This is a genomic window from Polaribacter sp. HA6-7 (assembly GCF_055693625.1).
This window is the reverse complement of sequence record NZ_CM146338.1, coordinates 2241250-2266122: the sequence shown is the minus strand read 5'-3', so window position 1 is coordinate 2266122 and position 24873 is coordinate 2241250. Positions and strand designations below refer to the sequence as shown.

Annotated in this window: 12 protein-coding genes and 9 pseudogenes; 5 read left to right on the top strand and 16 right to left on the bottom strand. The window is 31.8% G+C overall.

What is annotated here, in order from left to right; all coding sequences use genetic code 11:
- Position 1 precedes the first annotated feature (1 nt).
- The 7 genes and pseudogenes from ACZ1HD_RS12650 to ACZ1HD_RS12620 form a co-directional block, all read right to left on the bottom strand.
- A pseudogene (locus tag ACZ1HD_RS12650) lies at positions 2–1441 on the bottom strand (SusD/RagB family nutrient-binding outer membrane lipoprotein).
- Positions 1442–1450: 9 nt separating this feature from the next.
- Positions 1451–4640, bottom strand: a pseudogene (locus ACZ1HD_RS12645) (SusC/RagA family TonB-linked outer membrane protein).
- Between the two features lie 39 nt (positions 4641–4679).
- Complete coding sequence (locus ACZ1HD_RS12640) at positions 4680–5378, bottom strand: TIGR04282 family arsenosugar biosynthesis glycosyltransferase (RefSeq protein WP_472687622.1); 699 nt, start codon at positions 5376–5378, stop codon at positions 4680–4682.
- A 3-nt stretch (positions 5379–5381) separates the two neighbouring features.
- Positions 5382–6437 (bottom strand): arsenosugar biosynthesis radical SAM (seleno)protein ArsS, encoded by a 1056-nt coding sequence (gene arsS, locus ACZ1HD_RS12635; protein WP_472687621.1) that lies wholly within the window; start codon positions 6435–6437, stop codon positions 5382–5384.
- A 228-nt stretch (positions 6438–6665) separates the two neighbouring features.
- Complete coding sequence (locus tag ACZ1HD_RS12630) at positions 6666–7001, bottom strand: arsenosugar biosynthesis-associated peroxidase-like protein (protein WP_077809920.1); 336 nt, start codon at positions 6999–7001, stop codon at positions 6666–6668.
- A 218-nt stretch (positions 7002–7219) separates the two neighbouring features.
- Positions 7220–7780 (bottom strand): DUF547 domain-containing protein, encoded by a 561-nt coding sequence (locus ACZ1HD_RS12625; RefSeq protein WP_472687620.1) that lies wholly within the window; start codon positions 7778–7780, stop codon positions 7220–7222.
- 47 nt (positions 7781–7827) lie between these two features.
- A pseudogene (locus ACZ1HD_RS12620) lies at positions 7828–8511 on the bottom strand (queuosine precursor transporter).
- 169 nt (positions 8512–8680) lie between these two features.
- On the opposite strand from ACZ1HD_RS12620, the gene fabD reads away from it, so the two are divergent.
- Positions 8681–9568 (top strand): ACP S-malonyltransferase, encoded by an 888-nt coding sequence (gene fabD / locus ACZ1HD_RS12615; protein ID WP_472687619.1) that lies wholly within the window; start codon positions 8681–8683, stop codon positions 9566–9568.
- 80 nt (positions 9569–9648) lie between these two features.
- Here the strand turns inward: fabD and ACZ1HD_RS12610 are convergent.
- The 4 genes and pseudogenes from ACZ1HD_RS12610 to ACZ1HD_RS12595 form a co-directional block, all read right to left on the bottom strand.
- Positions 9649–12481 (bottom strand): annotated as a pseudogene (locus ACZ1HD_RS12610) (M16 family metallopeptidase).
- A gap of 114 nt (positions 12482–12595) precedes the next feature.
- Positions 12596–12790 carry a hypothetical protein gene (locus ACZ1HD_RS12605; RefSeq protein WP_340932839.1) on the bottom strand — a complete coding sequence of 65 codons (195 nt, stop codon included), beginning with the start codon at positions 12788–12790 and terminating at the stop codon, positions 12596–12598.
- A 281-nt stretch (positions 12791–13071) separates the two neighbouring features.
- Positions 13072–14084 (bottom strand): annotated as a pseudogene (gene galE / locus ACZ1HD_RS12600) (UDP-glucose 4-epimerase GalE).
- A 9-nt stretch (positions 14085–14093) separates the two neighbouring features.
- Complete coding sequence (locus ACZ1HD_RS12595) at positions 14094–15257, bottom strand: DegT/DnrJ/EryC1/StrS family aminotransferase (protein ID WP_077809913.1); 1164 nt, start codon at positions 15255–15257, stop codon at positions 14094–14096.
- Positions 15258–15331: 74 nt separating this feature from the next.
- On the opposite strand from ACZ1HD_RS12595, the gene ACZ1HD_RS12590 reads away from it, so the two are divergent.
- On the top strand, positions 15332–17713 hold the full coding sequence (locus tag ACZ1HD_RS12590) for a penicillin acylase family protein (protein ID WP_472687618.1): 2382 nt from the start codon (positions 15332–15334) through the stop codon (positions 17711–17713).
- Between the two features lie 49 nt (positions 17714–17762).
- Positions 17763–18353, top strand: coding sequence for a PhnA domain-containing protein (locus ACZ1HD_RS12585; protein WP_340932846.1), 591 nt, complete (start codon positions 17763–17765; stop codon positions 18351–18353).
- 147 nt (positions 18354–18500) lie between these two features.
- On the opposite strand, the gene ACZ1HD_RS12580 is transcribed toward ACZ1HD_RS12585, so the two are convergent.
- The gene (locus ACZ1HD_RS12580) at positions 18501–19601 is read right to left on the bottom strand and encodes a DUF4407 domain-containing protein (protein WP_472687617.1); all 1101 of its coding nucleotides are present in this window, start codon (positions 19599–19601) and stop codon (positions 18501–18503) included.
- A gap of 166 nt (positions 19602–19767) precedes the next feature.
- Between ACZ1HD_RS12580 and ACZ1HD_RS12575 the strand changes: the two genes are divergently transcribed.
- Positions 19768–19983 carry a hypothetical protein gene (locus tag ACZ1HD_RS12575; protein ID WP_472687616.1) on the top strand — a complete coding sequence of 72 codons (216 nt, stop codon included), beginning with the start codon at positions 19768–19770 and terminating at the stop codon, positions 19981–19983.
- Positions 19984–20161: 178 nt separating this feature from the next.
- Here the strand turns inward: ACZ1HD_RS12575 and ACZ1HD_RS12570 are convergent.
- Together ACZ1HD_RS12570 and ACZ1HD_RS12565 are read right to left on the bottom strand one after the other, a co-directional pair.
- Positions 20162–21347, bottom strand: a pseudogene (locus tag ACZ1HD_RS12570) (pyridoxal phosphate-dependent aminotransferase).
- Between the two features lie 29 nt (positions 21348–21376).
- Positions 21377–22469: pseudogene (locus ACZ1HD_RS12565) on the bottom strand (fatty acid desaturase family protein).
- A 123-nt stretch (positions 22470–22592) separates the two neighbouring features.
- Between ACZ1HD_RS12565 and rsmG the strand changes: the two are divergent.
- Positions 22593–23221, top strand: a pseudogene (rsmG, locus tag ACZ1HD_RS12560) (16S rRNA (guanine(527)-N(7))-methyltransferase RsmG).
- Between the two features lie 245 nt (positions 23222–23466).
- Here rsmG and ACZ1HD_RS12555 read toward each other — a convergent pair.
- Together ACZ1HD_RS12555 and ACZ1HD_RS12550 are read right to left on the bottom strand one after the other, a co-directional pair.
- Positions 23467–23919 carry a hypothetical protein gene (locus ACZ1HD_RS12555; protein ID WP_472687615.1) on the bottom strand — a complete coding sequence of 151 codons (453 nt, stop codon included), beginning with the start codon at positions 23917–23919 and terminating at the stop codon, positions 23467–23469.
- Positions 23920–23951: 32 nt separating this feature from the next.
- A pseudogene (locus ACZ1HD_RS12550) lies at positions 23952–24869 on the bottom strand (glutaminase).
- Positions 24870–24873: the final 4 nt, after the last annotated feature.

The following is a 24873-nucleotide window of genomic DNA, read 5'->3' as shown; positions in this document are numbered from 1 at the left end:
TTTATTCGTTCCACCAAACTTTAGCATCCAAACTGTTGCCGTTTGTTGCCGCTGCTGCTTTGTTATAATTTTCTGAATTTAAGCTTGCTGCTTCTGCAGGATACGGCATTCGTACCGGAATTAAACCTGCGTTTAAACTTGCAGAAACATCTTTTAATACCGGAAAACCAGTACGTCTATATTCTATCCAACCTTCGTAACCATTTATTAGTGATGCAATCCATTTTTGGGTAATTATTTGGTTTAACGGCGTGCTGTTTGCTGCGTTGTAATTTGCATTTGTTGCTAAATAAGTTGCAGGTAAATCGGTGTTCCAAAACTCAAAAGCTTGCGTTACACCTCTGTTGTACAACGTTTCTGCATCAGCATTTATAAATCCTTTTGCTGCAGCTTCGGCTAATAAAAAGTTGGTCTCCCAAGCAGTCATAAAATTAGCATCTAAACTAGATGTGTCTTCTCTAAAAGCAGTACCAGCCAAAGAATAATCTGACAAAGCAACCGATGTTGAGGATGCATCAATACCGTTTATCAATCCGTTATAATCATTACCCGTTGCGTTTGCAAAAGGTCTAAAAAAGGTATTGATTCACGTGTCTTCTAAATCGGTTAACACTTCTTCCATCGTTTCCGAAAGTACAAAGTTGTTAAAATCTCCAACTCTTAATTGCGCCAATCTAAAACTGTTTGGTTCTGAATTTGTGAAATCGAAAACAGCATTTTCTGAATTGGATTGAATGTAGTTACCATTGTTAAACAAAGCTTGTAATTGTGCAGCTACATCTACTTTTGCAGAAATACGGATGAGGTATTTTATTTTTAGCGAGTTTGCAAACTGAATCCATCGATTTAAATTACCATTGTATATAATATCACCTTCTAAAGGTATTGAACCTGTATACGCATTTATTGCTGCGACTCCTTTGTCTAAATTGTCTAAAATTCCGTTTTCATTTTGATAAATGTCTTCTTGTAAATCGTAAACAGGGGTTACCGTTCCTTCGATACCATTAAAAGCTTCAAAATAAGGCACATCGCCAAATAAGTCTGTTAATCCGGCAGCCATATATGCTTTTAAAATTAAAGCAGGACCTTCATAAACCGCAAAGGCAGGTGTTTCTTTGGATTGTTTTAAAATGATTTCGTTGTCGCGTAAATTGGTGTAAAAAATACTCCAAGGATTACCACCTAATTGCGGACTTTTTAAATCGTGTCTATCAAACAAATTAAAATCTAAAGCTGTACGGTGTTGTGCCAGTAAATCTCCCGCAACAAAACCTTCGTAACTCATGTTTTCGCCAAAATTATAAAGTACTTGTCTTAACAAGAGGTTTGGCTGTACCGCAACTGGTGCGTTTGGATTGGTATTTATTTCTTCAAAATCTGTGGTGCAACTTGCAAAGATTATCGCAAAAATTGCAAGGATGTATATATGTTTTTTCATGGTGCTTTCTTAAAAATTAAATCCTACTTTAAAACCGAAACTTCTACTTGTAGCATAACTCATGTCTTCTACACCGCTTACAAAACCATTGCCTTGTACTGCCAATTGTTCTGGATCGAAATGCGGATTTTCTGTAATAACAAATATGTTGTTACCGATAAAAGAAAAGTTCATGGTAGAAGTGTCTTTTAAACCTAAAAAGCCTTCTGCTAAATTTAAAGTATAACCAATAGAAAACTGACGAAGTTTTAAATAAGAAGCATCGTATACATTGTTTTCTTCATGATTTCTATCGTAATATTGTCTGTAATAACTTTCTGCAGAAACAGCAACAGTGTTTGGTTGGCCAGTATTTACATTAACACCTTGCGCCACAATACCTGCATCTCGGTCTAAAAGAAGTTTCTGCCAATTGGCCACCAACATTACCCAAAGCGCTAGTTCTAGACACAATTTCGCCTCCTTGTCTCCAATCAAATAAGAAATTGGCATTCCAGTTCTTATATTCAAAACTATTGTTCCAACCCAAAGTAAAATCAGGATTGTAGTTTCCTAGCTTTATCAACTCGTTATTGGCTATGTATCGCCCATTATCATCAATTAAAAACTCACCATTTTCATTTTTCTTATAACCCGTACCGTATAAATCACCTACTTGTCCGCCTTCTTCTACTTGAAACCATACGGTTTGGTTGGCACTATTGTAAATTCTACTATACGCCAATGTTAGTCTACCTTCATCTTGTGGCAAATCTTTGATGGTAGATTTGTTTGTAGCAAAGTTGAAAGTGGTATTCCATTTAAAATTGGCTGTTTTAATTGGGGTTCCTCCTAAGATAATTTCGATTCCTTTGGTGTTTACCTTTCCGCCATTGATTACTTGTTGATTGTAACCTGAAGAAATTGCAATCGGTAAAGAAATAATTTGGTCTTTGGTAGTTGCGTTGTAATATGTAAAATCAAAATTTAAACGATCTCTAAAAAAACGGATGTCTGCACCAATTTCATAAGACGTAGTTAATTCGGTTTTAAGTTTGCGTTTGGTATAAAATCTTGATTGCTAAAAGTAGGTTGCCCATTAAAAGTAGTCTGCGACACAAAAGCACCGAAGTTTGGTATGGATTGGTATCATTACCAACCTGTGCAACACTAGCTCTTAGTTTTGCAAACGAAATACTTTCCGGTAATTCTGTATAATTCGAAAGTATAAAACTAGAAGACACAGAAGGATAAAAGAAAGAAGTACCGTCTACAGAAAAAGGAGTTGCCAATGCGCTAGACCAATCATTTCTACCTGTAATATCTAAGTATAAGAAGTTCTTATAACCAAATTTTGCAATTCCGTATAACGAATTAATTCTCTTTTTAGAATCAAACTGAAACACTTCTATCGGAGAAGCGGCATTGTTTAAACTAAAAATACCAGGTTGTGCCAAATTGGTTGTTTGCGATTGTTTTGTTGATGCCGTTTGGTCTAATCTGTTACCACCAAAAGAAGCATCAAAAGTAAAATTACCAAAGTTGTTTTTATAGTTTATTAAAAAATCGGTATTAATTTCTCGATAAAAAACATCATGTTCTGCATACGCTCCGTTTTTAAAACGATTAGAACTAAAATTACGTTTAAATTGTCTTTTTTCTGATGAATAATCCATTCGAACGTAAAGAAACACTTAAGTTTTCTGTAAAATTATGGTTGATCGCGACATTACCAAAAACACGATCTCTGTTAAAAGAATTGGTATTTTCTTTTAAAATAAAATACGGATTATCGAAATAGGTATAGTTAAATGAATATTGTTGCACGCCTTCTAAACCTGGTTGCCAATAATTTTTTAAACTGTTGATGTCTAGAGAACGAGGTCCCCAAGCAACTAAAGAATAATTTACGTTTTCACTACCGTAACCATTAGCTGGTCTATTATCACTGCTAGAATTTACATAATTTACACTACTCGTAATTTTTGTATTTTCTGTTGGACGAAAGGTCATTTTTAACGCTGCCGTTTTTCGTTCTAAATTTACACCAGGTATAATAGATTCGCTATCTAAATCGGTTAGTGACAATCTATAAGAACCTGTATCAAAAGTATTGGTTATAGCAACATTATTTACGGTTGTAACACCTGTTTGATAAAAATCTTTTAAATTATCTGGGTTCGATTTAAATAACGTAGGCGTTATATTTTCGCTAGAATACAGCGATGTATCTCCACCGCGCACAACAGTTCCGTCTTGTAAAGTTACAGGCGAATCGAACTGAGCTATAAAATTACCAGCATCTAATCGAGGTCCCCAAGAGTAGGTGATTAAATCGTTAGTACCGCCACCTAAGCCGTCTACATATTCGAAATTACCTGCGTTTCCTTGACCATATTCATTCTGAAAATCGGCAAACGAAAAGCATTATCAAAAGTAATAGAAGAGTTAATGCTTACGCCCAAACCTTTCTTTTTGCTACCATCTTTTGTCTTGATCACAATAACACCGTTAGAAGCTCTTGTACCATACAATGCTGCGGCACTTGGCCCTTTTAAAACGGTTACCGATGCAATGTCATCCGCATTTACTTCCATAGCACCATTTCCGAAATCTATTTCCTGGAATCCGGCAGCGGCTTCATTAGTAAAATTAAAAACAGTATTGTTGTTAATTGGCGTTCCGTCTACCACAAATAACGGATTGTTGTTAGAAAAAGAAGCCTCACCACGAATGGTGATTTTAGAAGAAGAACCAACGCCAGTTGCACCTTGTGATACCGTAACACCTGCTAATTTACCGGATAAATTGTCTAAAAAGTTAGGTGTTTTTACTTCGTTAATATCCTTAGATTTGATTTCTTGAACCACATAACCTAATTCTTTGGTTTGCCTGTTTACACCTAAAGCAGTTACAACAACTTCATTTAAACTAGTTGCAAGTTCTTCTAAAGCGATATCTATTGCAGTGTTATTATTAATGGCTACTTTTTTAGTTTGGTAACCTAAATAGCTAAATGTTAAAAATTGGGTGTTTTTAGAAATAGTTATGGTATAATTACCATTTAAATCTGAAGTTGTTCCGTTTGTATTTGTAGCTTTAATGCTAACGTATGGTAACACTTCGCCGAACTTTTATCAGTAATAGTTCCTGTAATTTTTTGTTGTGCAAAACTTATGCTTGTTACAAGCATAAGTATACACATAGTAATGTATTTCATCGAGTGAATTTTTGTGTAAAATAAGGTTGATTTGTATTGTTAAACAATACTAAAATTATAGATACGCAAAAAATAGGGAGAACCCTTGTTGTAGTTTTTAGTAAATGAAGAGGTTTTATAAAACGAAACCTTGCTAATATTGTATATTTTAATAGCAAAAATTGTTTTCTTTAAAAGTAGTAAAACATCTAAAGAAAGTGTTTTAAAACTTTGTAAAATCGTTTTAATATCTTCTAGCGCATCAATATCTATTAACAACTCTAAAAAAGAGATTTGTTCTTTTTTAATTGTCGAAATCGCACCAATAGACGCTTGTAGTTTATTCGTTTGCCATGGTAATTTTAAAAAGGTTTCTTTATTAAAATGTGCCTTTTTAAGTCCCATTAAATAAAACCCACCATCTTTAGAAGGCCCTATAACAAGTTGTTTGTTTGTTAAAGATGTATTCGCATCTAATAAATGCTTTGTTTTTAAATGAGGTGTATCATTACCAATGGTAATAACATTATCAAACCCTTTTTTAAAAATTAAATCGATAGCATTGGTAAAACGTTCACCAAAAGAAGCTCCTGTTTGTTCTTTTTCTGAAATAACAAAATAAGGGAGTTTCGATTTTTTAGCCGTTTTTAAAGTCTGCTTGTTTAAAGCACTAAAAATCTCTGTAGATAGAAATTCTTTTCTCTCTACTTCTTTAGCTGCTGAATTTGCAAAAATTAATAAGGCGGTTTTTTGATTCATAGATTACGCTACAACTCCTTGGCAACTACTTCCTGCACCGGCGGTACAACCATAACAATGCTGATTGATAATAATATTTCTATTTTGTAATAATTCTTCATTATAATCAGAAACGTGTTTTACCTTACTTGCAACTTTTAAATTTAGCATTTGGTTAAAATCACAATCATACAACCAACCGTCCCAACTTATAGAAATTGTGTTTGTACACATTACATTTTCTACAGCCGCAGGATTGTAAGCATCTAATAAAGAATGCATATAATCTTCGTAATTATCTGAAGCAATTAAGTAATCTAAAAAACGACTAATTGGTAAATTTGTAATGGCAAACAAACTATGAAAATCAATGTCAAAATCGGCTTTTAAAGCTTTCTTAAAATCGTTTTCTAATGCCATTTGATCTCCTGGTAAAAAGGCTCCTGATGGATTGTAAACCAAATCTAACTTTAAATTAGAACCCGGCATACCATAACCTACAGCATTTAATTCTTGTAAAGCTTTAATTGATTTATCAAAAACACCATCACCACGTTGCTTATCTGTTTTTCCACGCGTCCAATGTGGCATCGAAGAAACAACATGTACATTGTGTTTTTTGAAAAACTTCGGTAAATCGTAGTACTTTTTATTAGCTCTAATAATTGTTAAGTTAGAACGCACAATAAAATCTTTAATTCCGGCTTTAGAAGCTTCTTCTACAAACCATCTAAAATTAGGATTCATTTCTGGTGCACCACCAGTTAAATCTAGCGTATGTGCTTCTGTTTTTTTAATAACATCTAAACACTGTTGCATGGTTTCTACCGTCATGATTTCTTTACGATCTGGACCAGCATCTACATGACAATGCTCGCAAACTTGGTTACACATATAACCTAAGTTTATTTGTAAAATTTCTAATTTTTTAGGACGTAAAGGAAACTGATTTGTTTCTTTAATTTTAGCAGCAAAAGTTGGTAATTCTCCGTTTGCAAATATGCCGCTAGAAAGAATTTCCATTTGACGAGACGTATTAGCAATATCGTTATTTCTTGCTTTTAATGATTTTGTAGCCATTTATTTTTAATATTCTTTAGCAGTTGCGGTCTTCAGTTAGTTTTTGGTAACCCTGTCTGTAAACCGTTTGCATGTTTCGCTTTATTTTAAATAAAAAATTGTTCGCAGTATTTACGAAGAAATTTGTGTTTCGGTTTTAGATTGATAAAATATAAATGTTTTTAGATGCATGCTTGCGCGGAAATAAGCAATTCACACAAAAACGAATGAACGTTTTTGGCACTCTATTTACATTTCTAATTTGTTTACTTTATTCATCATTTGCACACCGTGTACTAAAGTCGCACCACTTTTAATGGCAGCACCCACATGTATCGCTTCCATCATTTCGGGTTTTGTAATACCACGTTGCAAACCATCTTTAGTGTAAGCATCTATACAATACGGACATTGTTCTGTATGTGCAACGGCTAAGGCAATTAAAGATTTTTCGCGAGCAGTTAACGCACCCTCTTCAAAAACTTTACCGTAATAATCAAAAAATTTATTTCCTAATTCTTCGCTCCATTCCGTTATTTTTCCGAATTTTCTTAAATCTGATGCGTCGTAATATGTTTTTGACATTCTTTGTTTTTTTGAATTGAAATTGAAAGATACAAATAGTTTTCAAACAAAAATAGCATTTTAGAAATGCTATTTTTCGTTCAAGCTCCAATCGTAATTTAAGTAACTGATTTTTGCCTTTTTATTGATTTTGATATCAGCATATTTATTTAAATAATCGATAACAGACCCTTCTTTTGTAAAATCATCTTTAAACCAATTAAATATTGAAGAAATTTTTACTTTTTTTCTGATAACTTGTTTCTAGAGCTATCATTTACAAACGCTATCATTAATTTTTCTAAAGCGGAATCAATATTTTGTTCCGTAAAAGCCATATTTGCTAATTTAGGACAAGAGCCCGATGCACAATTAACACCCACATGAATTCTTGGGTCGAATAAATTTTTACGTAAAATTTCGTGTTCTATATGGTCTAAAGTATAGGTCTTTCCACCAACTTTGGCAAAGGGAATTTTCCAAGCAGTTTTTCCATCTTCTTTAATATCGGTAATACTTTTTAATGGGTAATTGTTTAAAATTATTTTTAAAGTATAAGCATTATAGGCATTTATCCAAAAAGCTTTTTGTTTAGCAACAGACCAAGAAGAAGTTGGTTTTGTTTTTTCTAAGTAAGAAATGTATGTATTTAATTTTGCCTCGTCTGCTTTTAAGTTTTTATAATTTACCAAACCTTGTTTAGAAACGTGTGTTTCTAATAAATTATTAAAAATAGAAGTTTGTGCTTGTAATTGCGTAAAGCTAAAAGAGACGAAAAGGAAGAATGCTAGTTTTTTCATTTTTATAAATTGTTTGTACTTTTTTAGACGCAGTAATTTTAATTCAATTACAAAATTTCTTCTCCAATTTTTAAATGAAACCTTTTTCGAAATAAATAAACCAAGCCATATAAAATCGGAGTATCTAATGCTGCTACAATAACTTTGAATAAAAAGCCACTAATTAGTAAGCTAGTAAATATAGACCACGGTAAAATTTTAAAAGAAGATAATAAAAATAGTACTGTAAAAGTGTCTATAAATTGCGAGGCAAAAGTAGAAAAGTTATTGCGTAACCAAAGATGTTTGCCGTTGGTTTTCTTTTTCCGAGAAATGAAAAATTTTGATGTCTACAAATTGCGCACACAAATAAGCCATCATCGAAGCAAAAACAGCAAGCGGAGAGAGACCAAACACTTTATGAAATTCATTATTATTAATAGGAGAGTTCTCTATTGCAGGTGCAAAATCTGCTACTAAAATAATTAGCATCGAAAAAAGGAAGCGAAAATACCAGCAATTACCACTTGATTCGCTTTCTTTTTACCATAAATTTCTGATAAAATATCTGTAATTAAAAAAGTAATAGGATACGGCAAGATACCAACAGAAACCTCAAATTTATAAAGGCCAAAGGGTTCCCAATAAAAGAATTTTTGAAAAATCAAATTAGAAGCAACCAAAGAAGCAATAAATAATGCCGCCAACGTAAGGTATATTGTATCTGCTAATTGTCTGTCTTTTTCTCTCATAAGAACGAAGGTACTAAATATTAGTTTTGTTTCATGAAAAAACTAATGTATTAAACAAAGTTAATTTAGTACATGAATAATTATATGCTTTTTTTGATAAAAATAGTAGTTTTACAGTCTCTAATAAAAAGGTTATTTTTGCGCCACAAACAACAAAAAAAGAATAAAAATGAAAGCATATATTTTTCCGGGACAAGGAGCACAGTTTACAGGAATGGGATTGGATTTGTATGAGAAATCTGCATTAGCCCAAGAATATTTCGAAAAAGCAAATGATATATTGGGGTTTTCTATTACTGATATTATGTTCGAAGGTACTGCAGAGCAATTAAAAGAAACAAAAGTTACACAGCCTGCTATTTTTTTACATTCGGTAATTTTAGCAAAAGTTTTAGGAGATTCTTTTAAACCAGAAATGGTTGCAGGACATTCTTTAGGTGAATTATCTGCTTTAGTTGCTAACGGAGTTTTATCTTTTGAAGACGGATTGACATTGGTTTCTAAAAGAGCTTTAGCAATGCAAAAAGCCTGTGAAATTGCGCCGTCTACAATGGCAGCAGTTTTAGGTTTAGCAGATAAAGTTGTAGAAGAAACTTGTGCGGCTATAGATGGGGTAGTAGTTGCAGCAAATTACAATTGTCCGGGACAATTAGTTATTTCCGGAGAAATTGAAGCAGTAGAAAAAGCCTGTGAGGTTTTAACAGAAAAAGGAGCAAGAAGAGCATTGTTGTTACCTGTTGGTGGTGCATTCCATTCACCAATGATGGAGCCTGCAAGAGAAGAATTAGCAGCAGCAATTAAAGCAACCACTTTTAGTGAGCCAACCTGTGCTGTATATCAAAATGTAGTAGCAAAAGCAGTTACTAATCCAGAAGAAATTAAAGAGAATTTAATAGCACAACTAACGGCACCAGTAAAATGGACGCAATGTGTACAAGCAATGATTGCTGATGGAGGAACAGAGTTTATAGAAGTAGGGCCAGGTAAAGTATTACAAGGATTAATGCGTAAAATAGATAGATCTGTTACTGCAAGTGGAGCTGTTTTAGCAGAATAAATAAAGGAATTTTCAAATAATAAAAATCCCAATTTCAATACTTTTGAAATTGGGATTTTTTATTCTAATAAATTAAGACTTTAATTCTTAATTTTCTTTTGTCTTTCGTTCAATAAAATAGGTTCACCATACCCTAATTCTTTCATACGATTTAATTGTGTTTCTGCATCACCAACAATTAACCAAATCATTTTATTAGGATTTACATATGTGTTTGCCAATTCAGAAATTCTTTCTTTGGTCATGTTATTCACGGTTTCTTCTCGATCGCTTATATAATCTGCTTTCATACCGTAATTTGCAATATTAGATAACATTCTTAATTTAGCACCAGCAGTTTCGAAAGCTCGGCATTACTTTTAATTAAGAAACCTTTGGTTGTTTCTAAATCTTTATCAGAAAATGTTGTAGGATACTCTTCTAAAATTTTCTTAACTGCTTGTGCAGATTCTAAAGTAACATTAGATCTTACACCACTAGAAATTGTAAAAGTTCCTTTTGCTTTTGTTCCTGAAAAACCAGAACGAATACCGTAAGTATAACCTTTTCCTTCTCTTAATTCTTGCGTTAAACGAGACGCAAAACCACCACCACCAAGAATATAATTCATAACAGAAGCAGCGTAGTAATCTTTATCTGTTGCCGCTAACGCTGGTGCGCCAAATTGTAAAACAGATTGTTTTGCATTTGGTATATCATAAAAATAAACAACAGGTTTGTTAGGAGCATCTGGTGTTTTATATTCCGGAATTGTAACAGCTTTTGAGTGCCAGTTTGTGTTTAAAGAAGCCAGAGAATTTACCACAGTTTCTTCTGTAATGTCACCAACAACTAACATTTTTGCAACAGAAGGAGAAATGTAGTTGTTATAGTATTCTTTTAAATCTTCTATAGAGATATTTTCTACTGATGAAATTGTACCCAATGTGTTTTTAGATCGGATGTTGTCTTCACCATAAATTAGAGTATTGTATGCATTTCTTGCAACCGAGTTTGGACTTGCTTCTTGTTGTCTTAAATTAGAAATAGTCGCTTTTTTAAGTAATGCAAATTCTGTTTCATCAAATCTTGGTTCTAACAACATTTCCTGCGCTAAAGCCAAAGTTTTGGTATAGTTTTTAGCTAAAGTTGTTCCGCTTAAAGTAATGTTTTCTTTAGTTGCGTAAATGTAGATAGAAGCACCTAATTCTTGAATAGCTTCTTCTAATTGTTGTACGCTTTTGTTTTTAGTTCCTTTATTTAACAAGTCCGCAGTTAAATTAGCGACACCCAATTTATCTAAAGATTCTAATAACTGTCCACCATCAATAGTCAAGTTAAAACGCACTAATGGAACTTCGTTATTTTCGATCCCGTAAATTTTTAAACCATTTTCTAAACCTGCTTCGTAAACTTTTGGCACTGCTAATGAGGGTGCTTTACCATATTCTGGTTCTATACTTCTATCGAAAGAAGATGGAGTTTTCTTATAGGTAGCTGCAATTTTAGGGTCAAAAGTTTCTTCTGCGCCATTAACAATTTTTTCTTCTATAACATTTGCCAAAGTAGAACCTTTAAGGGCAAGTTCTGCGCTGTTTTTAGGAACAAAACTAGTAGCAATGTAATTTTTATCTTTAATATACGTATTGTAAACACGCATTACATCGTCTTTAGTAACTGCCAGTGTTTTTTTGATATCTTCTGTAGCAAAACCAGGATTTCCTAAATATGTATTATTAGAAGCTAAGTTAGATCCTTTCCCTAAAACACTCGATAAACCTAAATAAAATTGAGTTTCTTGTCCTGCTTTTATTCTTTGTAAATCTTTATCAGAAATACCTTCAGATTCAAACTTTGCAAAACCCTTTTCGATACCTGCTTTTACTTCATCTAAATTTTTACCGTTAAAAGCTCTAACAATTAATTGAGTTTCACCAGCCAATTCAGATGCGTAATTATACATCACTGTGTTAGATGTTAATTTTAAATCGTCTACTAAAACAGTGTTAAGTGGTGCAGATTTTCCGTCTGATAAATACTGAGTTAAAACTTCTAAAGCATAAGAATCTTCGTGATACATTTCTACACTTGGCCAAACCATTGTTAATTGTGGTACTCGGCAAAATTGTCTTCGTAATATAAAAACTTTGTTTCTTTAACTTCACCCGGTTTTTTCTCTAAAGCCGGAATTTCTTCTCCTTTAGGAATTTCATCAAAATATTTATGAACCCATTTTGTTGCTTCTTCAATATCAATATCTCCGGAAAGAACTAAAGTAGCATTATTTGGCACATACCATTTCTTATAAAAATCTTTTACATCTTGTAAAGTTGCATTTTGTAAATCTTCTAAAGAACCAATTACTTGCCAATTGTAAGGATGATTTTTTGGGTACAAGTTTTTACCGATTACGTATTGATTGTGTCCGTATGGTCGGTTATCTACACTTTGTCTTTTTTCGTTTTTTACAACTTGTTTTTCTTTTGCTAAAACAGGTTCTGTAACCGTATTTATAAAATACCCAAGTTTGTCTGCCTCTGCCCAAATCATTTTTTCTAAAGCATCTTTTGGCACTGTTTGTAAGTAGTTTGTTCTGTCTCTAGAAGTAGAGCCATTAGCACCGGAACCACCAATTCTTGCACTCATTTTATCTAAACCACCTTTTCCTAAGTTTTCTGATTCTAGAAATAGTAAGTGTTCGAATAAATGAGCAAAACCTGTTCTACCTTCTTTTTCTCTTGCAGAACCAACATGAACCATTAGTTCTACTGCAACAACAGGATCTGATTTGTCTACATGAAAAATTACATCTAAACCATTGTCTAATTCGATTTTTTTGTAGTTAACACGAAGCTCTTTTGTTTTTTCTTTGGAAGAATTGTTACAAGCTATAAAACTTGCAATTGCTATAAAAGCAATACATATTTTTTTCATTTTAGTTGATTTTAAGACTTTAAAGTTACTAAAATAGAAAGTGAAGATTTATTGATTTGCTGTTAAATTATAACTAAAAAAAATCTCAAAACATTTGTTTTGAGATTTGAACTTTTATTTAGCTAAAATACAATCGCTACAATCTTTTATTTGACCGTAATATGTTTCTCTATATTTATGTACCGTTTTAATAGGTATTACATTTAGAATTGTTTTTTTAATGTAAGTTACGTTTGTGTGAAGTCTACCCATTTTTGGTGTGTAACGCTTTTCTAAACGTGTTTTTCTTTTAATTTTAATCAGTTTCATGTTTTCTAGTATCATTGTAATTAATATGCTGCAAAGTTAGAGCGATAAAAAAGCGATGTCAATTTATAAGTGTTAAAACCCTAAGATAAACGCTAGAAATAAGAATCTGAAAATAGAAGTTGGTTGCAATTGTAAATATGATAATGCTAGCGGAATATAATTGTCATATAAAAACTCATTTTTGGTTAATTTTTGATAAAAAACACAAAAAATCACCATAAATTAACATAAAATACGTCAATTTATAGTGATTTCTTCTAGAATTTGTTTTTTTAAAAAAGCTATTTATTTTGTTGCTGTTGCCATTTCCAGGCAGATGCTAATGCTTCTTCTAAAGATTTTTCTGTCTGCCAATTTAATTCTTTATTGGCAATAGTTGTATCTGCATAAGCAGCTGTTATATCGCCTTCTCTTCTGCCAACAATTTTATAATTTAAAGATTTTTTAGCGGCTTTTTCAAAAGCTTTAATTACTTCTAAAACAGAGCTTCCAGTACCTGTACCAACATTAAAATACTCAAATTTTTCTTTGTTGATTTTCTCTAACAGACGTTGTAATGCTGCAATATGTGCTTTGGCTAAGTCAACCACATGAATATAATCTCTTACTGCTGTACCATCTGTTGTATTGTAATCATCACCAAAAACTGATAATTCTTTTCTTATTCCTGCTGCGGTTTGTGTAACATACGGAATTAAATTTTGAGGAACACCAATAGGTAACTCACCAATTTTAATACTTTCGTGCGCACCAATAGGATTAAAATAACGCAAAGCAATTGCATTTATGCCATGTGCTTTACAGGTTTCTTGTATAATTTCTTCTCCTATTTGTTTGGTATTTCCGTAAGTAGATTCAGCTTTTTTAACAGGTGCATTTTCGGTAATTGGTAATTCATCTGCTTGCCCATATACAGTACAAGAAGAAGAAAAGATAAAGTTATCGATATTTCTATCTCGCATTTCTTGCAAAATGTAAACCAAACTACCAATGTTGTTTTCGTAATAATCTAAAGGATTTTGAACACTTTCTCCAACAGCTTTAAAAGCTGCGAAATGGATAATTCCGTCAACTTTATTTTTTTAAAGAAATTATTTACATCACTTTTAATACGTAAATCAATTTGATGAAACTCTGGTTTAGTACCAGTTATATCAGCAATATTATCTAAAACACTAAGCGTAGTGTTCGATAAGTCGTCTATAATAACTACTTCAAAACCTTTTTCTTGAAGTTCTACAACTGTATGCGAACCAATAAAACCTAAACCACCTGTAACCAATATCTTTTTCATAGAAAGTTGTTATTTAATAAAGTTATTTATTGTATTTGTTATAAATTCTAATTGCTCTGTATCTAATTCTGTGTGCATTGGTAAAGAAATTACCGTTTGAATTAGCTTGTTAGTAACAGGAAAATCCGTTTCATTATATCTATCGTCTTTATATGCTTTTTGTGCGTGTAAAGCAACAGGGTAATAAATTGCATTCGGAATTCCGTTGTCTAACAAGTGCTTGTGTAGTTCATCTCTTTTGCCATTTGTAATTTGCAATGTGTATTGATGAAAAACATGACAATCACAAACATCACAAATTTCGCCGCAACTGTTAGTCGCGTTTGATTTTGTGGTTGGTGTAATAATATTAGGATTGTTTGCAAATGCTTTGTTGTAAAACCTAGCAGCATTTCTTCTTGCATTGCAATAACTATCTAAAAGCGGTAATTTAGCTTTTAAAACACCCGCTTGTATAGAATCTAATCTAGAGTTTACACCAACAACATCATGGTAATAACGTGTGTACATTCCGTGATTTACAATTCCTCTAATTGTATGTGCAAGTGCATCATCATTTGTAAAAATAGCGCCACCATCTCCGTAACAACCTAAGTTTTTAGAAGGAAAAAATGAGGTTGTACCTACATTACCAATAGTACCAGCTTTTTGTTTTTTACCGTTTTTAAAAGTATAATTAGCACCAATTGCTTGTGCATTATCTTCAATAACAAACAAATTATGTTCTTTTGCAATTTCCATTACTGCATCCATATTGGCAACTTGTCCAAATAAATGAACCGGCACAATAGCTTTTGTTTTTGGTGTAATTGCTTTTTTTAGTGCATCAATATTAATATTAAAAGTATCTTCATCTACATCAACTAAAACTGGTGTTAGTTTTAATAGTGCAATTACTTCTACAGTTGCAGCAAATGTAAAATCTGCTGTTATAACTTCATCACCTTGTTCTAAACCTAAGCCCATCATTGCTATTTGCAATGCATCTGTACCATTTGCACAAGGTATTACGTGTTTAACACCTAAATATTTTTCTAAATCTGCTTGAAATTCATGAACCAAAGGACCATTAATATAAGCCGATGTATTTAGTACTTGTTCTATAGAATTATTTACAGAGTCTTTAATTTTTGCATACTGACCTTGAAGGTCTACCATTTGAATTTTTTTCATGAAGTATGATTTAATAATCAGTTTCAAAAATACAACTTAAATCTATTATCTTTGGATTTATGAAACACATTTCGATGAAAATTATCAAAAAAATCGTAGCTATTTTAATTGTCATAGTAATAAGTTTAGGAATAGCAAGTTGGATTTATTTTAATAGTTTAAAACCAACATACAATGGCGAAATACAATTAAAAAATACAACAAAAGATGTAGCGGTTTATTTTGATGAAATTGGTGTACCACACATAACTGCAGAAAACCAAAAAGATGCTTACTTGGCTTTAGGTTATGTGCATGCGCAAGATAGATTGTGGCAAATGGAACTGATAAGAAGAATTGCTGCCGGAAGGTTGGCTGAAATTTTCGGAGAAAAGTTAATTCGAACAGACAAACTATTTTCTGGTTTAGGAATCGAAGAAGCATCAGAAAAAACAATACAAAATTTAGATAAGAATTCTGAAGCTTATAAAATGGCTACTGCTTATTTAGACGGAATAAATCAATATATAGAAAACGGAACAACACCGATAGAATATCGATTGGTTGGTGTAAAAAAAGAAAAATATACGCTAAAAGATATGTATAATGTTTTTGGTTATATGGCTTTTAGTTTTGCGATTGCGCATAAAACAGATCCAATGCTTAATGAAATTAAAGAAAAATTAGGCAGTACATATTTTAATGAATTGATTGGAGTAGAAGATAAAAACTTAACTCTAATTCCTAACGAAAAGAATGCAGAAATAACAGGTGCTTTTTCAGAAGCAATGCAAAATCTTACAGCAGTATTGCCAATAGCTCCTTTTATTGGAAGTAATTCTTGGGTTATTGGCGCAGATAAAACAAAAAACGGAAAAGTGATTTTTGCAAACGATCCTCATATTGGTTATTCGCAACCTTCTGTTTGGTATCAAGCACATATTAAAACTCCAAATTATGAAATGTATGGTTTTCATTTGGCATTAGTTCCTTTTCCTCTTTTAGGACATAATAAAGATTACGCATATGGTTTAACAATGTTCGAGAACGATGATATCGATTTTTATGTAGAACAGAATAATCCAGAAAATGAAAACCAATATTTGTATAAAAATGAAGTGCTAAACTATAAGAAAATTGAAAAAAGATTAAAAGTTAAAGACGCTAAAGATTCTTTGTACACAATAAAAGTTAGTAAACATGGGCCGTTAATGAACGGAATTATAGACCAATTGCAAACAGAAAAACCAATAGGAATGCAATGGATTTATACCAAGTTAGAAAACCAAATAATGGATGTTGCTTATGAAATTTCTCATGCAAAATCTTTATCAGATTTTAAAAAAGGGGCAAGTAAACTGCATGCGCCTGGTTTAAATATGATGTACGGAGATGCTAAAAATAATATTGCATGGTTTGCTTCTGGTAAATTGTATAATTACAGAGATTCTTTGTACACAAAAACATTTTTAAACGGATCTTCCGGTACAGATGAGATTTTAAATTATATAGATTTTGATGAGAATCCGCAAGCCATTAACCCAATAAGTAATTATGTATATTCTGCAAATAATCAACCAGATTCTATTCAGAACAAATTATATCCTGGTTATTATTTAGTAGAAGATAGAGCCAAAAGAATAGAAAATTTGTTAAATCCTAAAAACGATTGGTCTAAAGAAGATGTGGCAAAAATGCTTATGGATGTTACATCGCCTGTTATACCAGAAATTTCTAAGGATTTAATAGCGGCATTAGATCAACGTGATTTTTCTGCAAGTGAAAAAACAGCAGTAGTTATTTTAAAAGAATGGCAAGGTAATTTTGACAAAGAAGAAGTTGCGCCTACAATTTATAATAGATTTATTTACGAGTTTCAAAAAAATACTTTTGCAGACGAAATGCAAAAAGGATATTTTCAATTTATTAACACGCCTTTTGTAGAAAAAGTGTTGCCCGTTCAAGCAAAAAGAGAAAATTCTGTTTGGTGGGATAATGTGAATACTGTTAATAAAATAGAAACCAAGCAAGAGATAGTTACTACATCATTTAAAAAAGCATTTCAGTTTTTAGAAAATCAATTAGGAGCCAATGTTGCTGGCTGGAAATGGGAAAGAGTACTAACCGTAGAACACAAACATGCTGTTGGCGAAGTAGCTTTGCTTAGAAAATATTTTAATGTTGGCCCGTTTACAACCAACGGAGGAGACCAAGTAATAAACAATCAAATTTACGATATCGATTCTACAGGATATTATAAAGTAAAAGCAGGACCATCTACAAGAAGAGTTGTCGATTTTTCTGATGTAGAAAATAGTTTGTCTATTATACCAACAGGTCAATCTGGTCGTGTATTTAGCAAGCATTATAAAGACCAAGCTCAAAAATACCTAAATGGCGAGTACGTAAAAATGATGCTAAATCAAACGGAAATTAAAAACAGTAAAAATCTTTTAATCTTAAAAGCGCAGAAGTAATTAGTATAACTAATTTTAAAATGTACTTTTGCTGCATAAAAAATAAATAATGAGTTTACAACAAGAATTAGAAAGCAGAAGCGGTAACAAATGCGAATTATGTGCTGCAACAAATAATTTATCAATTTACGAAGTAAAACCAACTTCTACAGGTGGTGTAGATGGTAGTTTGTTAGCTTGCGAAACTTGTATAACTCAAATAGAAAATCCAGAAGCTACAGATGCCAATCATTGGCGTTGTTTAAATGATTCTATGTGGTCTGAACACAGAGCTGTAAAAGTTGTCGCTTGGAGAATGTTGTCTCGCTTAAAAAACGAAGGTTGGCCACAAGATTTGTTAGATATGATGTATTTAGAAGATGACGATTTACGTTACGCTAAAGAATCTGGAGATCATTTAGACGAAAGTGAAAAAATTATTCATAGAGATGCCAATGGTGCTATTTTGCAAGCCGGAGATTCTGTTGTTTTAATTAAAGACTTAAAAGTAAAAGGTTCTAGTATGGTTGCCAAACAAGGTACAGCAGTTCGTAGAATTTCTTTAGATCACGAAAATGCAAAATATATAGAAGGCAAAGTAGGACCAACGCAAATTGTAATTATTACAGATTACGTTAAAAAAATGGCAGAAAAAGAGTAAACAGCTTCGAGTAAATTTCTTAAAGAAAATTATATCGAGAAGTTGGGCGTTACCTTTCAGGTCGCGCTTTACACTATATCTTTTTTTCGTACCTCAAAAAAGGATGCCGTTGCAATCGCTAACGCAACTACCTGCCAACAAATAGCATTACAACATTTTTTGTTGCTTTTTATAAAAAGAATCGGCTTGCAATTTCATTAAATCGCGAGCCATTTTTTGTTTGTATTTATACAATTCTTCTTCTTCGGCCATATCTTTATAGACTTTATTGTTCAAGTCTATATCAGCAGCCAACATTACTTCTCTTTGATGCACTTGTTGTTGCACCCAAGTTTTAATAGCAGATTCTTGTTCTTCTAGTTTAAAATCATATTCACCTTTCGGAGCAATTAACTTTGCAAAAATTGGCGATGTTTCTATGGCTAAAAACAACAAGAAAATAAAAAAGGATGGCAACCAAGGCAATTTGTTTAATGCATTTACTCGAGCCATCAAACCGTCAAAATTTGCAATGATAGGTTGTGTTTTAGTCTCATTTAATTTCTGCTTTTCAATTAAAGTGGCAATTGCTAATTCTTTGGTTTCTATTTTTGCAGCAATGTCTTTTTTAAGTTGGTTTAATTCAGCCAAAGCAGTATCGTGTTTTTCTCTCTTTTCTTTATACACAGGTCCTTTACCTAATAATTTGGTTCCTTTTCTTCCTTCTGCTTCGGCAATATAAGTGTCATATAACGCATTAGTAGAAATTTCTTTTTCGACGATTTCAGTTTTTAAAGCATCGATTTCGCTATTAATTTTAGCGATTTCCGGATTAAATTGTGCGGCTATTTGAGTTTTGTTATTTAAAGTCATTTGATTTTTTTCTGTTAACAAAACCTGATTGATCTCTTTTTCGAATAACTTTAATTCTAATGGTTTAGAAATAACTATTGCAATAATAATTGCCAATATAATTCTTGGTGATGCTTGTAAAAACTCTTTCCATTTAGAATCTCTTTTTTTAATTGTAGCTACTATAAATCTGTCTAAATTAAAAATTAGCAAACCCCAAACTAATCCAAAAATAAGAGCAGTAAAAATAGTATCGAAAACAGTATATAACGCATAACTTGCAGAAATTGTAGCCATAATTGCTGTAAAAAATACAGTTGCACCAATACCAACATATTTATTTTGTTCTCCGTCGGCACAATTATTTAGAAGATTTTTATCTGCACCAGAGCAAATAATAAAGAATTTTTTAAGCATAAGATGCAATTTAGTTGTTGATGGAAAATTTTTATCAATTTTTTCTCGTTGTCGTAAACCATCAACGCTAGAAAAATGAATTTATTTTACTTTTTAGAAACTTTTAGTCTGTAACAAAGAGTGTTAGATGTCGTCTTCTTAGTATAAATCAATAAAACCAAATACCATGAAATATTTACAATCAACTACCGTATTAGAAAGAGGAATTTTAACTTCTAGTTATAAGAAAGAAATAAAAAATAGTATTGCTAGAGAAAAAGGAAAGTCTATTTCTAAAATAAAAAGCTTTGTTTTTAATCATCATACAAGACAAGAAAGTCAAACTGCAGTTATTTTACAAGTTTCTTTATTTGTATTTGCATTGGTTATGATTTCTATTTAATAGCTTATTTAAAATAGTTGGCAAGTATGCATGCGTGAAGGATTGCAGCATTTGTTTGAGCTCTTTTGTGAAGAATGAACAAAAAGCGAGTGCAAAAGCCTGACCTGAAAGGGCACGCCAAAACAAAAAAATCCATCTTAATACAAGATGGATTTTTAATATAATTTATGTTTTGCTTTTAACTTAAAGCTTCTTTAATTCTTTTAATTGCTTCTCTTAATTGCAATTCTGATGCTGCGTAAGACATTCTAATACAATTTGGTGCACCAAAAGCTTCACCAGTTACGGTTGCTACGTTTGCCTTTTCTAAAATAAATAAAGAAAAATCGCTTGCATTTTCTATTGTAACTCCATTTATTGTTTTGCCAAAGAAGTCAGAAATATCCGGAAAAACGTAAAAAGCACCTTCCGGTACGTTTACTTTAAAACCGTCTATTTCTCTTAATAAAGCAACAACAATATCTCTACGTGTTCTAAATTCGTCTACCATATACTGAATTTTAGAAACTGGCGCTGATACTGCTGTAATTGCAGCTCTTTGCGCAATACAGTTTGTGCCGAAGTAACTTGCCCTTGCATTTTTGTACAAGCTTTTGCAATCCATTCCGTGCACCAATATAACCAATTCTCCAACCTGTCATGGCAAATGCTTTTGCCAAACCATTTACAGTAATTGTTCTATCGTACATACTTTCTATTGCAGCAAAACTAAAAGGTTTTGCACCATAGTTTATATGTTCGTAGATTTCATCTGATAAGATATAAATCTGCGGATGATTTTCTAATACAGCAGCTAAAGCTCTATATTCTTCTTCGCTATACATAGTACCACTTGGGTTGTTTGGCGAGTTAAAGAAAATCATTTTTGTTTTTGGTGTAATTGCACGTTCTAATTGAGCAGGCGTAATTTTAAAATCGTTGTCTATAGAAGACGGGATTTCAACAAATTTAGCTTCACTTAATATAGATATTGCAGAATAACTTACCCAATAAGGTGCTGGTAATAATACCTCGTCACCAGGATTTAATAATACTTGTGCAACATTTGCAATAGATTGTTTTGCACCTGTAGAAACCACAATTTGATTTGGTTTGTAGTTGATATTATTATCACGTTCAAACTTTGTACAAATAGCTTCTTTTAATTCTAAATAACCATCTACTGGAGTGTAAGAATTATAATTTTGATTTACAGCTTCTATTGCTGCATCTTTTATAAAATTTGGAGTGTTAAAATCCGGTTCTCCCAAACTTAAACTTATAATATCTTTTCCTTCTGCCTTTAATTCTCCGGCTTTAGCAGCCATTGCTAATGTTTGCGAAACAGGTAAACTGTTAATTCTGTCCGATAATGGATGTTTCATTGTGTACTACTGTTAGTTGTGTGTTTTTGTTATGCTATTTCAGGATTTTTTCCTAAAACTCCTAAGTGTCTAAAATGTTCTATAATTGCTTTACGCATAGTATCGTATTCATTATAAGGTAAATTAAACTCACTTGCAGTTTCTTTTACAATTTTAGCTAATTTATTATAATGTACATGAGAAATGTGCGGAAAAATATGATGTTCAACTTGATGATTTAAACCACCAGTATAGAAATTTACCAACCAATTACTAGGAGCAAAGTTAGATGTAGTATATAATTGATGGACTGCCCAAGTGTGCTCTAAATTTCCGTCTTTATCTGGTAACGGCATGTCTGTATTTGGTACAATATGTGCTAATTGAAAAACTAAACTCAAAATCATACCAGCGGTATAATGCATTACAAAGAAGCCTAAAATTACTTTCCACCAAGAAATATCTAATACTAAAATTGGTAAAGCAATCCATAATGCATAATACGCTACTTTAGATATTACTAATTTTGTCCATTCTGTAGTAGGATTAGGAAATTTACCATAAGATAATTTTCTTTTTTAAATACCTACGCATTTGCTTCACATCTGTAGTAATTGCCCAGTTAATAGTTAATAAACCATATAAGAAAATAGAGTAATATTTTTGAAATTTATGAATATTAAACCATTTAGAATGTTGCGAAAAACGAATTATTCTACCAGCATCAATGTCTTCGTCATGACCTTCTACATTTGTAAATGTATGGTGTAAAACATTGTGTTGCACTTTCCAGTTATAAACGTTACCAGCCAAAATATAAATGCTGCTTCCCATTAATTTGTTTACCCATTTTCTTTTAGAAAAAGATTCGTGGTTTGCATCGTGCATAACATTCATACCAACACCTGCCATTCCAACACCAGTTAAAACCATAAGTAAAACCATTGCCCATTGTGGCATAGATACAGTTAAGACAAGTATAAACGGAATTAAAAATAGAGAAAACATTATAATTGCTTTTGAGTACAATTTCCAGTTTCCGGTTCTTTTGATATTATTTTCTTTAAAATAAGTATTTACTCTTTTATTTAGAGTTCTAAAAAATTTAGCTTTATCAACTCTAGAGAAAGTTATTGTTTTCATTCAGTATTTTAATATTGATTTGCAAAAATAAACTTTTTGAAATTGCTTTTTATGATAAACGTCAGGTTTTGTTACTAATTGTTTGTTAACAATAACTATTTTTGCAATTCAAACATTACAAAGATGGATATCATTCACAAATATTTTAAAAATTTATCAGAAACGCAAATAGCACAATTTAGCAAGTTGCAAGAATTGTACAAAGATTGGAATTTAAAAATTAACGTTGTTTCTAGAAAAGATATAGACGAGTTGTATTTACGCCACGTTTTACATTCTTTAGGAATAGCAAAAGTTATGCAGTTTAAACCAGGTTCTAAAGTTATGGATGTTGGTACTGGTGGTGGTTTTCCTGGAATTCCGTTAGCAATTTTATTTCCGAAACTCAATTTCATTTAGTAGATTCTATTGGTAAAAAGATTAAAGTTGTAAATGAAGTTAAAGAAGGCTTAGGTTTAGAAAACGTAAAAACTTCGAATTGTAGAGTAGAAGAAATTAACGACACCTACGATTTTATTGTAAGTAGAGCAGTAGCACAAATGGAAACTTTTGTTGGTTGGACAAAAGGTAAAATTGCTAAAAAGCAAAATCACGATTTAAAAAACGGAATTTTATATTTAAAAGGAGGAGATTTATCTGAAGAACTTAAATTATATACGTCTGCAACAATTTATAACTTACCAGATTATTTTGAAGAAGACTTTTTTGAAACAAAAAAAGTGGTGCATTTAGGTATGAAATTTAAAGGATAATCATTTAACAAATCATAAGTAAACGAGTTTGCCCTTTTTCTTTTGGCGCTCTATGTATACAAGGTAAAACTTTGCTTGTAGGATGATCTACAGCTAATTTCGGAAATTTCCGATGCCCAAGTTTGTAATTTGTGCATCGGGATTTGTTTGGTAATGCAAGTCAAAGTAAAAGTCTGATAAAAAGTCATCAAAATTTTCTTCTTTACCGTCATGCAATTTTAGTAGTTCTTTTCGTATTTCCGGAATCAAGATTTTTTGTGTTGCTTCAGAATTTGAAACAATTTCACTTGCTTCTCCAAAGTAAGTACAAAGATACGTTGCTGTTGGTATTGGCGACTTGTCGACATGAAAAGAATAAACATCTGTAGGAAAAAAGGAAAACTGTCATCCGCATCGTAATTCTTAATAATATTTAAAACTGGCGCTGCGCCTTTTTCTTCTAATACTTTCATGTCATTTAAAAGTATTTCACGGGCTGAATTTCCTTCTGTAGTCAATTCTAAAGTTTCTAAATCTTTTGTACTTATTACTGTAATTTTATCAGTACAAATAATTTTATCTATTATTTCAGCAAAATTACCTTGTAACTCGCGTTTTAAACAAATTGCATTTGTATTTCCTTGAAAAGGAGTTTGTAATAAAGCCTCTAAACTTAAAACTTCTTTAATATTTTTATTCGGATGTAAAGACAAACTCATATAAATACAAACACTTTAGGTTGTTAGTAATACTAAAAAATTGAAGAAGCTGTCTCGGTAGTAAATTTTTCTAAAAACAACATTCCTTTAAAAGAATTCCCTTTTTTATTTAATTTCGGACTCCAAACAGAAATACAATATTTATCAGGATGAATAGCTACAATTCCGCCACCAACGCCAGATTTACCAGGCAAACCAACGCGGAAAGAAAACTCACCAGATTCATCATAAAAACCACACGTAAGCATTATTGCATTAATTCTTTTAGTCTGACTTTCGGTAATAATCGAGTTTCTTTTATGTGTAGTGTAATTTTCTTCTGTTAAGTACATAAAGATTTCTGTTAATTCTTTACAAGTTAATTCTAAAGAACACATATGAAAATAGAAATCTAAAACATCATCTACATTGTTTTTGATGTTACCAAAAGATTTTATAAAATTACAAAGTGCAACGTTTCTAAAACCAGTTCTTTTTTCTGATTCAGCAACTTTTTTGTTGTAATTTATGCTGTAATTGTTTGCAATTTCTCTACAGAAATCTAAAAAATCTTCTTTCGGATTTTTTAAATGACCTATTAATACATCGCAAACAACAATTGCACCGGAATTTATAAACGGATTTCTAGGAATACCTTTATCAGATTCTAATTGTTGCAAAGAATTAAAAGGATTTCCGAAGGTTCTACATCTATACGTTGCCACAAGTTTTCTCCTTCTAATTTATAAGCTAATGTTAATGATAAGATTTTAGAAATACTCTGGATAGAAAACTTCTTTTTCAAAATCACCAACACCATAATTTTGTTTATCTATAGTTGTGATGCTAATACCGAAATTTTCAGCAGAAACACAACCTAATTCCGGTATGTAATTGGCAACTTTACCATTATCTTCAGAATTTTTTACATCAAGATAAATGTTTTCGATAATTTTTTTATAATCTGTCATTTCT

What these genes read in the sequence shown, in the direction of transcription:
- ACZ1HD_RS12640 (WP_472687622.1), bottom strand. Translation starts at nt 5,378, where the DNA reads ATGAATCAAAAAACCGCCTTATTAATTTTTGCAAATTCAGCAGCTAAA.
- arsS (WP_472687621.1), bottom strand. Translation starts at nt 6,437, where the DNA reads ATGGCTACAAAATCATTAAAAGCAAGAAATAACGATATTGCTAATACG.
- ACZ1HD_RS12630 (WP_077809920.1), bottom strand. Translation starts at nt 7,001, where the DNA reads ATGTCAAAAACATATTACGACGCATCAGATTTAAGAAAATTCGGAAAA.
- ACZ1HD_RS12625 (WP_472687620.1), bottom strand. Translation starts at nt 7,780, where the DNA reads ATGAAAAAACTAGCATTCTTCCTTTTCGTCTCTTTTAGCTTTACGCAA.
- fabD (WP_472687619.1), top strand. Translation starts at nt 8,681, where the DNA reads ATGAAAGCATATATTTTTCCGGGACAAGGAGCACAGTTTACAGGAATG.
- ACZ1HD_RS12605 (WP_340932839.1), bottom strand. Translation starts at nt 12,790, where the DNA reads ATGAAACTGATTAAAATTAAAAGAAAAACACGTTTAGAAAAGCGTTAC.
- ACZ1HD_RS12595 (WP_077809913.1), bottom strand. Translation starts at nt 15,257, where the DNA reads ATGAAAAAAATTCAAATGGTAGACCTTCAAGGTCAGTATGCAAAAATT.
- ACZ1HD_RS12590 (WP_472687618.1), top strand. Translation starts at nt 15,332, where the DNA reads ATGAAAATTATCAAAAAAATCGTAGCTATTTTAATTGTCATAGTAATA.
- ACZ1HD_RS12585 (WP_340932846.1), top strand. Translation starts at nt 17,763, where the DNA reads ATGAGTTTACAACAAGAATTAGAAAGCAGAAGCGGTAACAAATGCGAA.
- ACZ1HD_RS12580 (WP_472687617.1), bottom strand. Translation starts at nt 19,601, where the DNA reads ATGCTTAAAAAATTCTTTATTATTTGCTCTGGTGCAGATAAAAATCTT.
- ACZ1HD_RS12575 (WP_472687616.1), top strand. Translation starts at nt 19,768, where the DNA reads ATGAAATATTTACAATCAACTACCGTATTAGAAAGAGGAATTTTAACT.
- ACZ1HD_RS12555 (WP_472687615.1), bottom strand. Translation starts at nt 23,919, where the DNA reads ATGAGTTTGTCTTTACATCCGAATAAAAATATTAAAGAAGTTTTAAGT.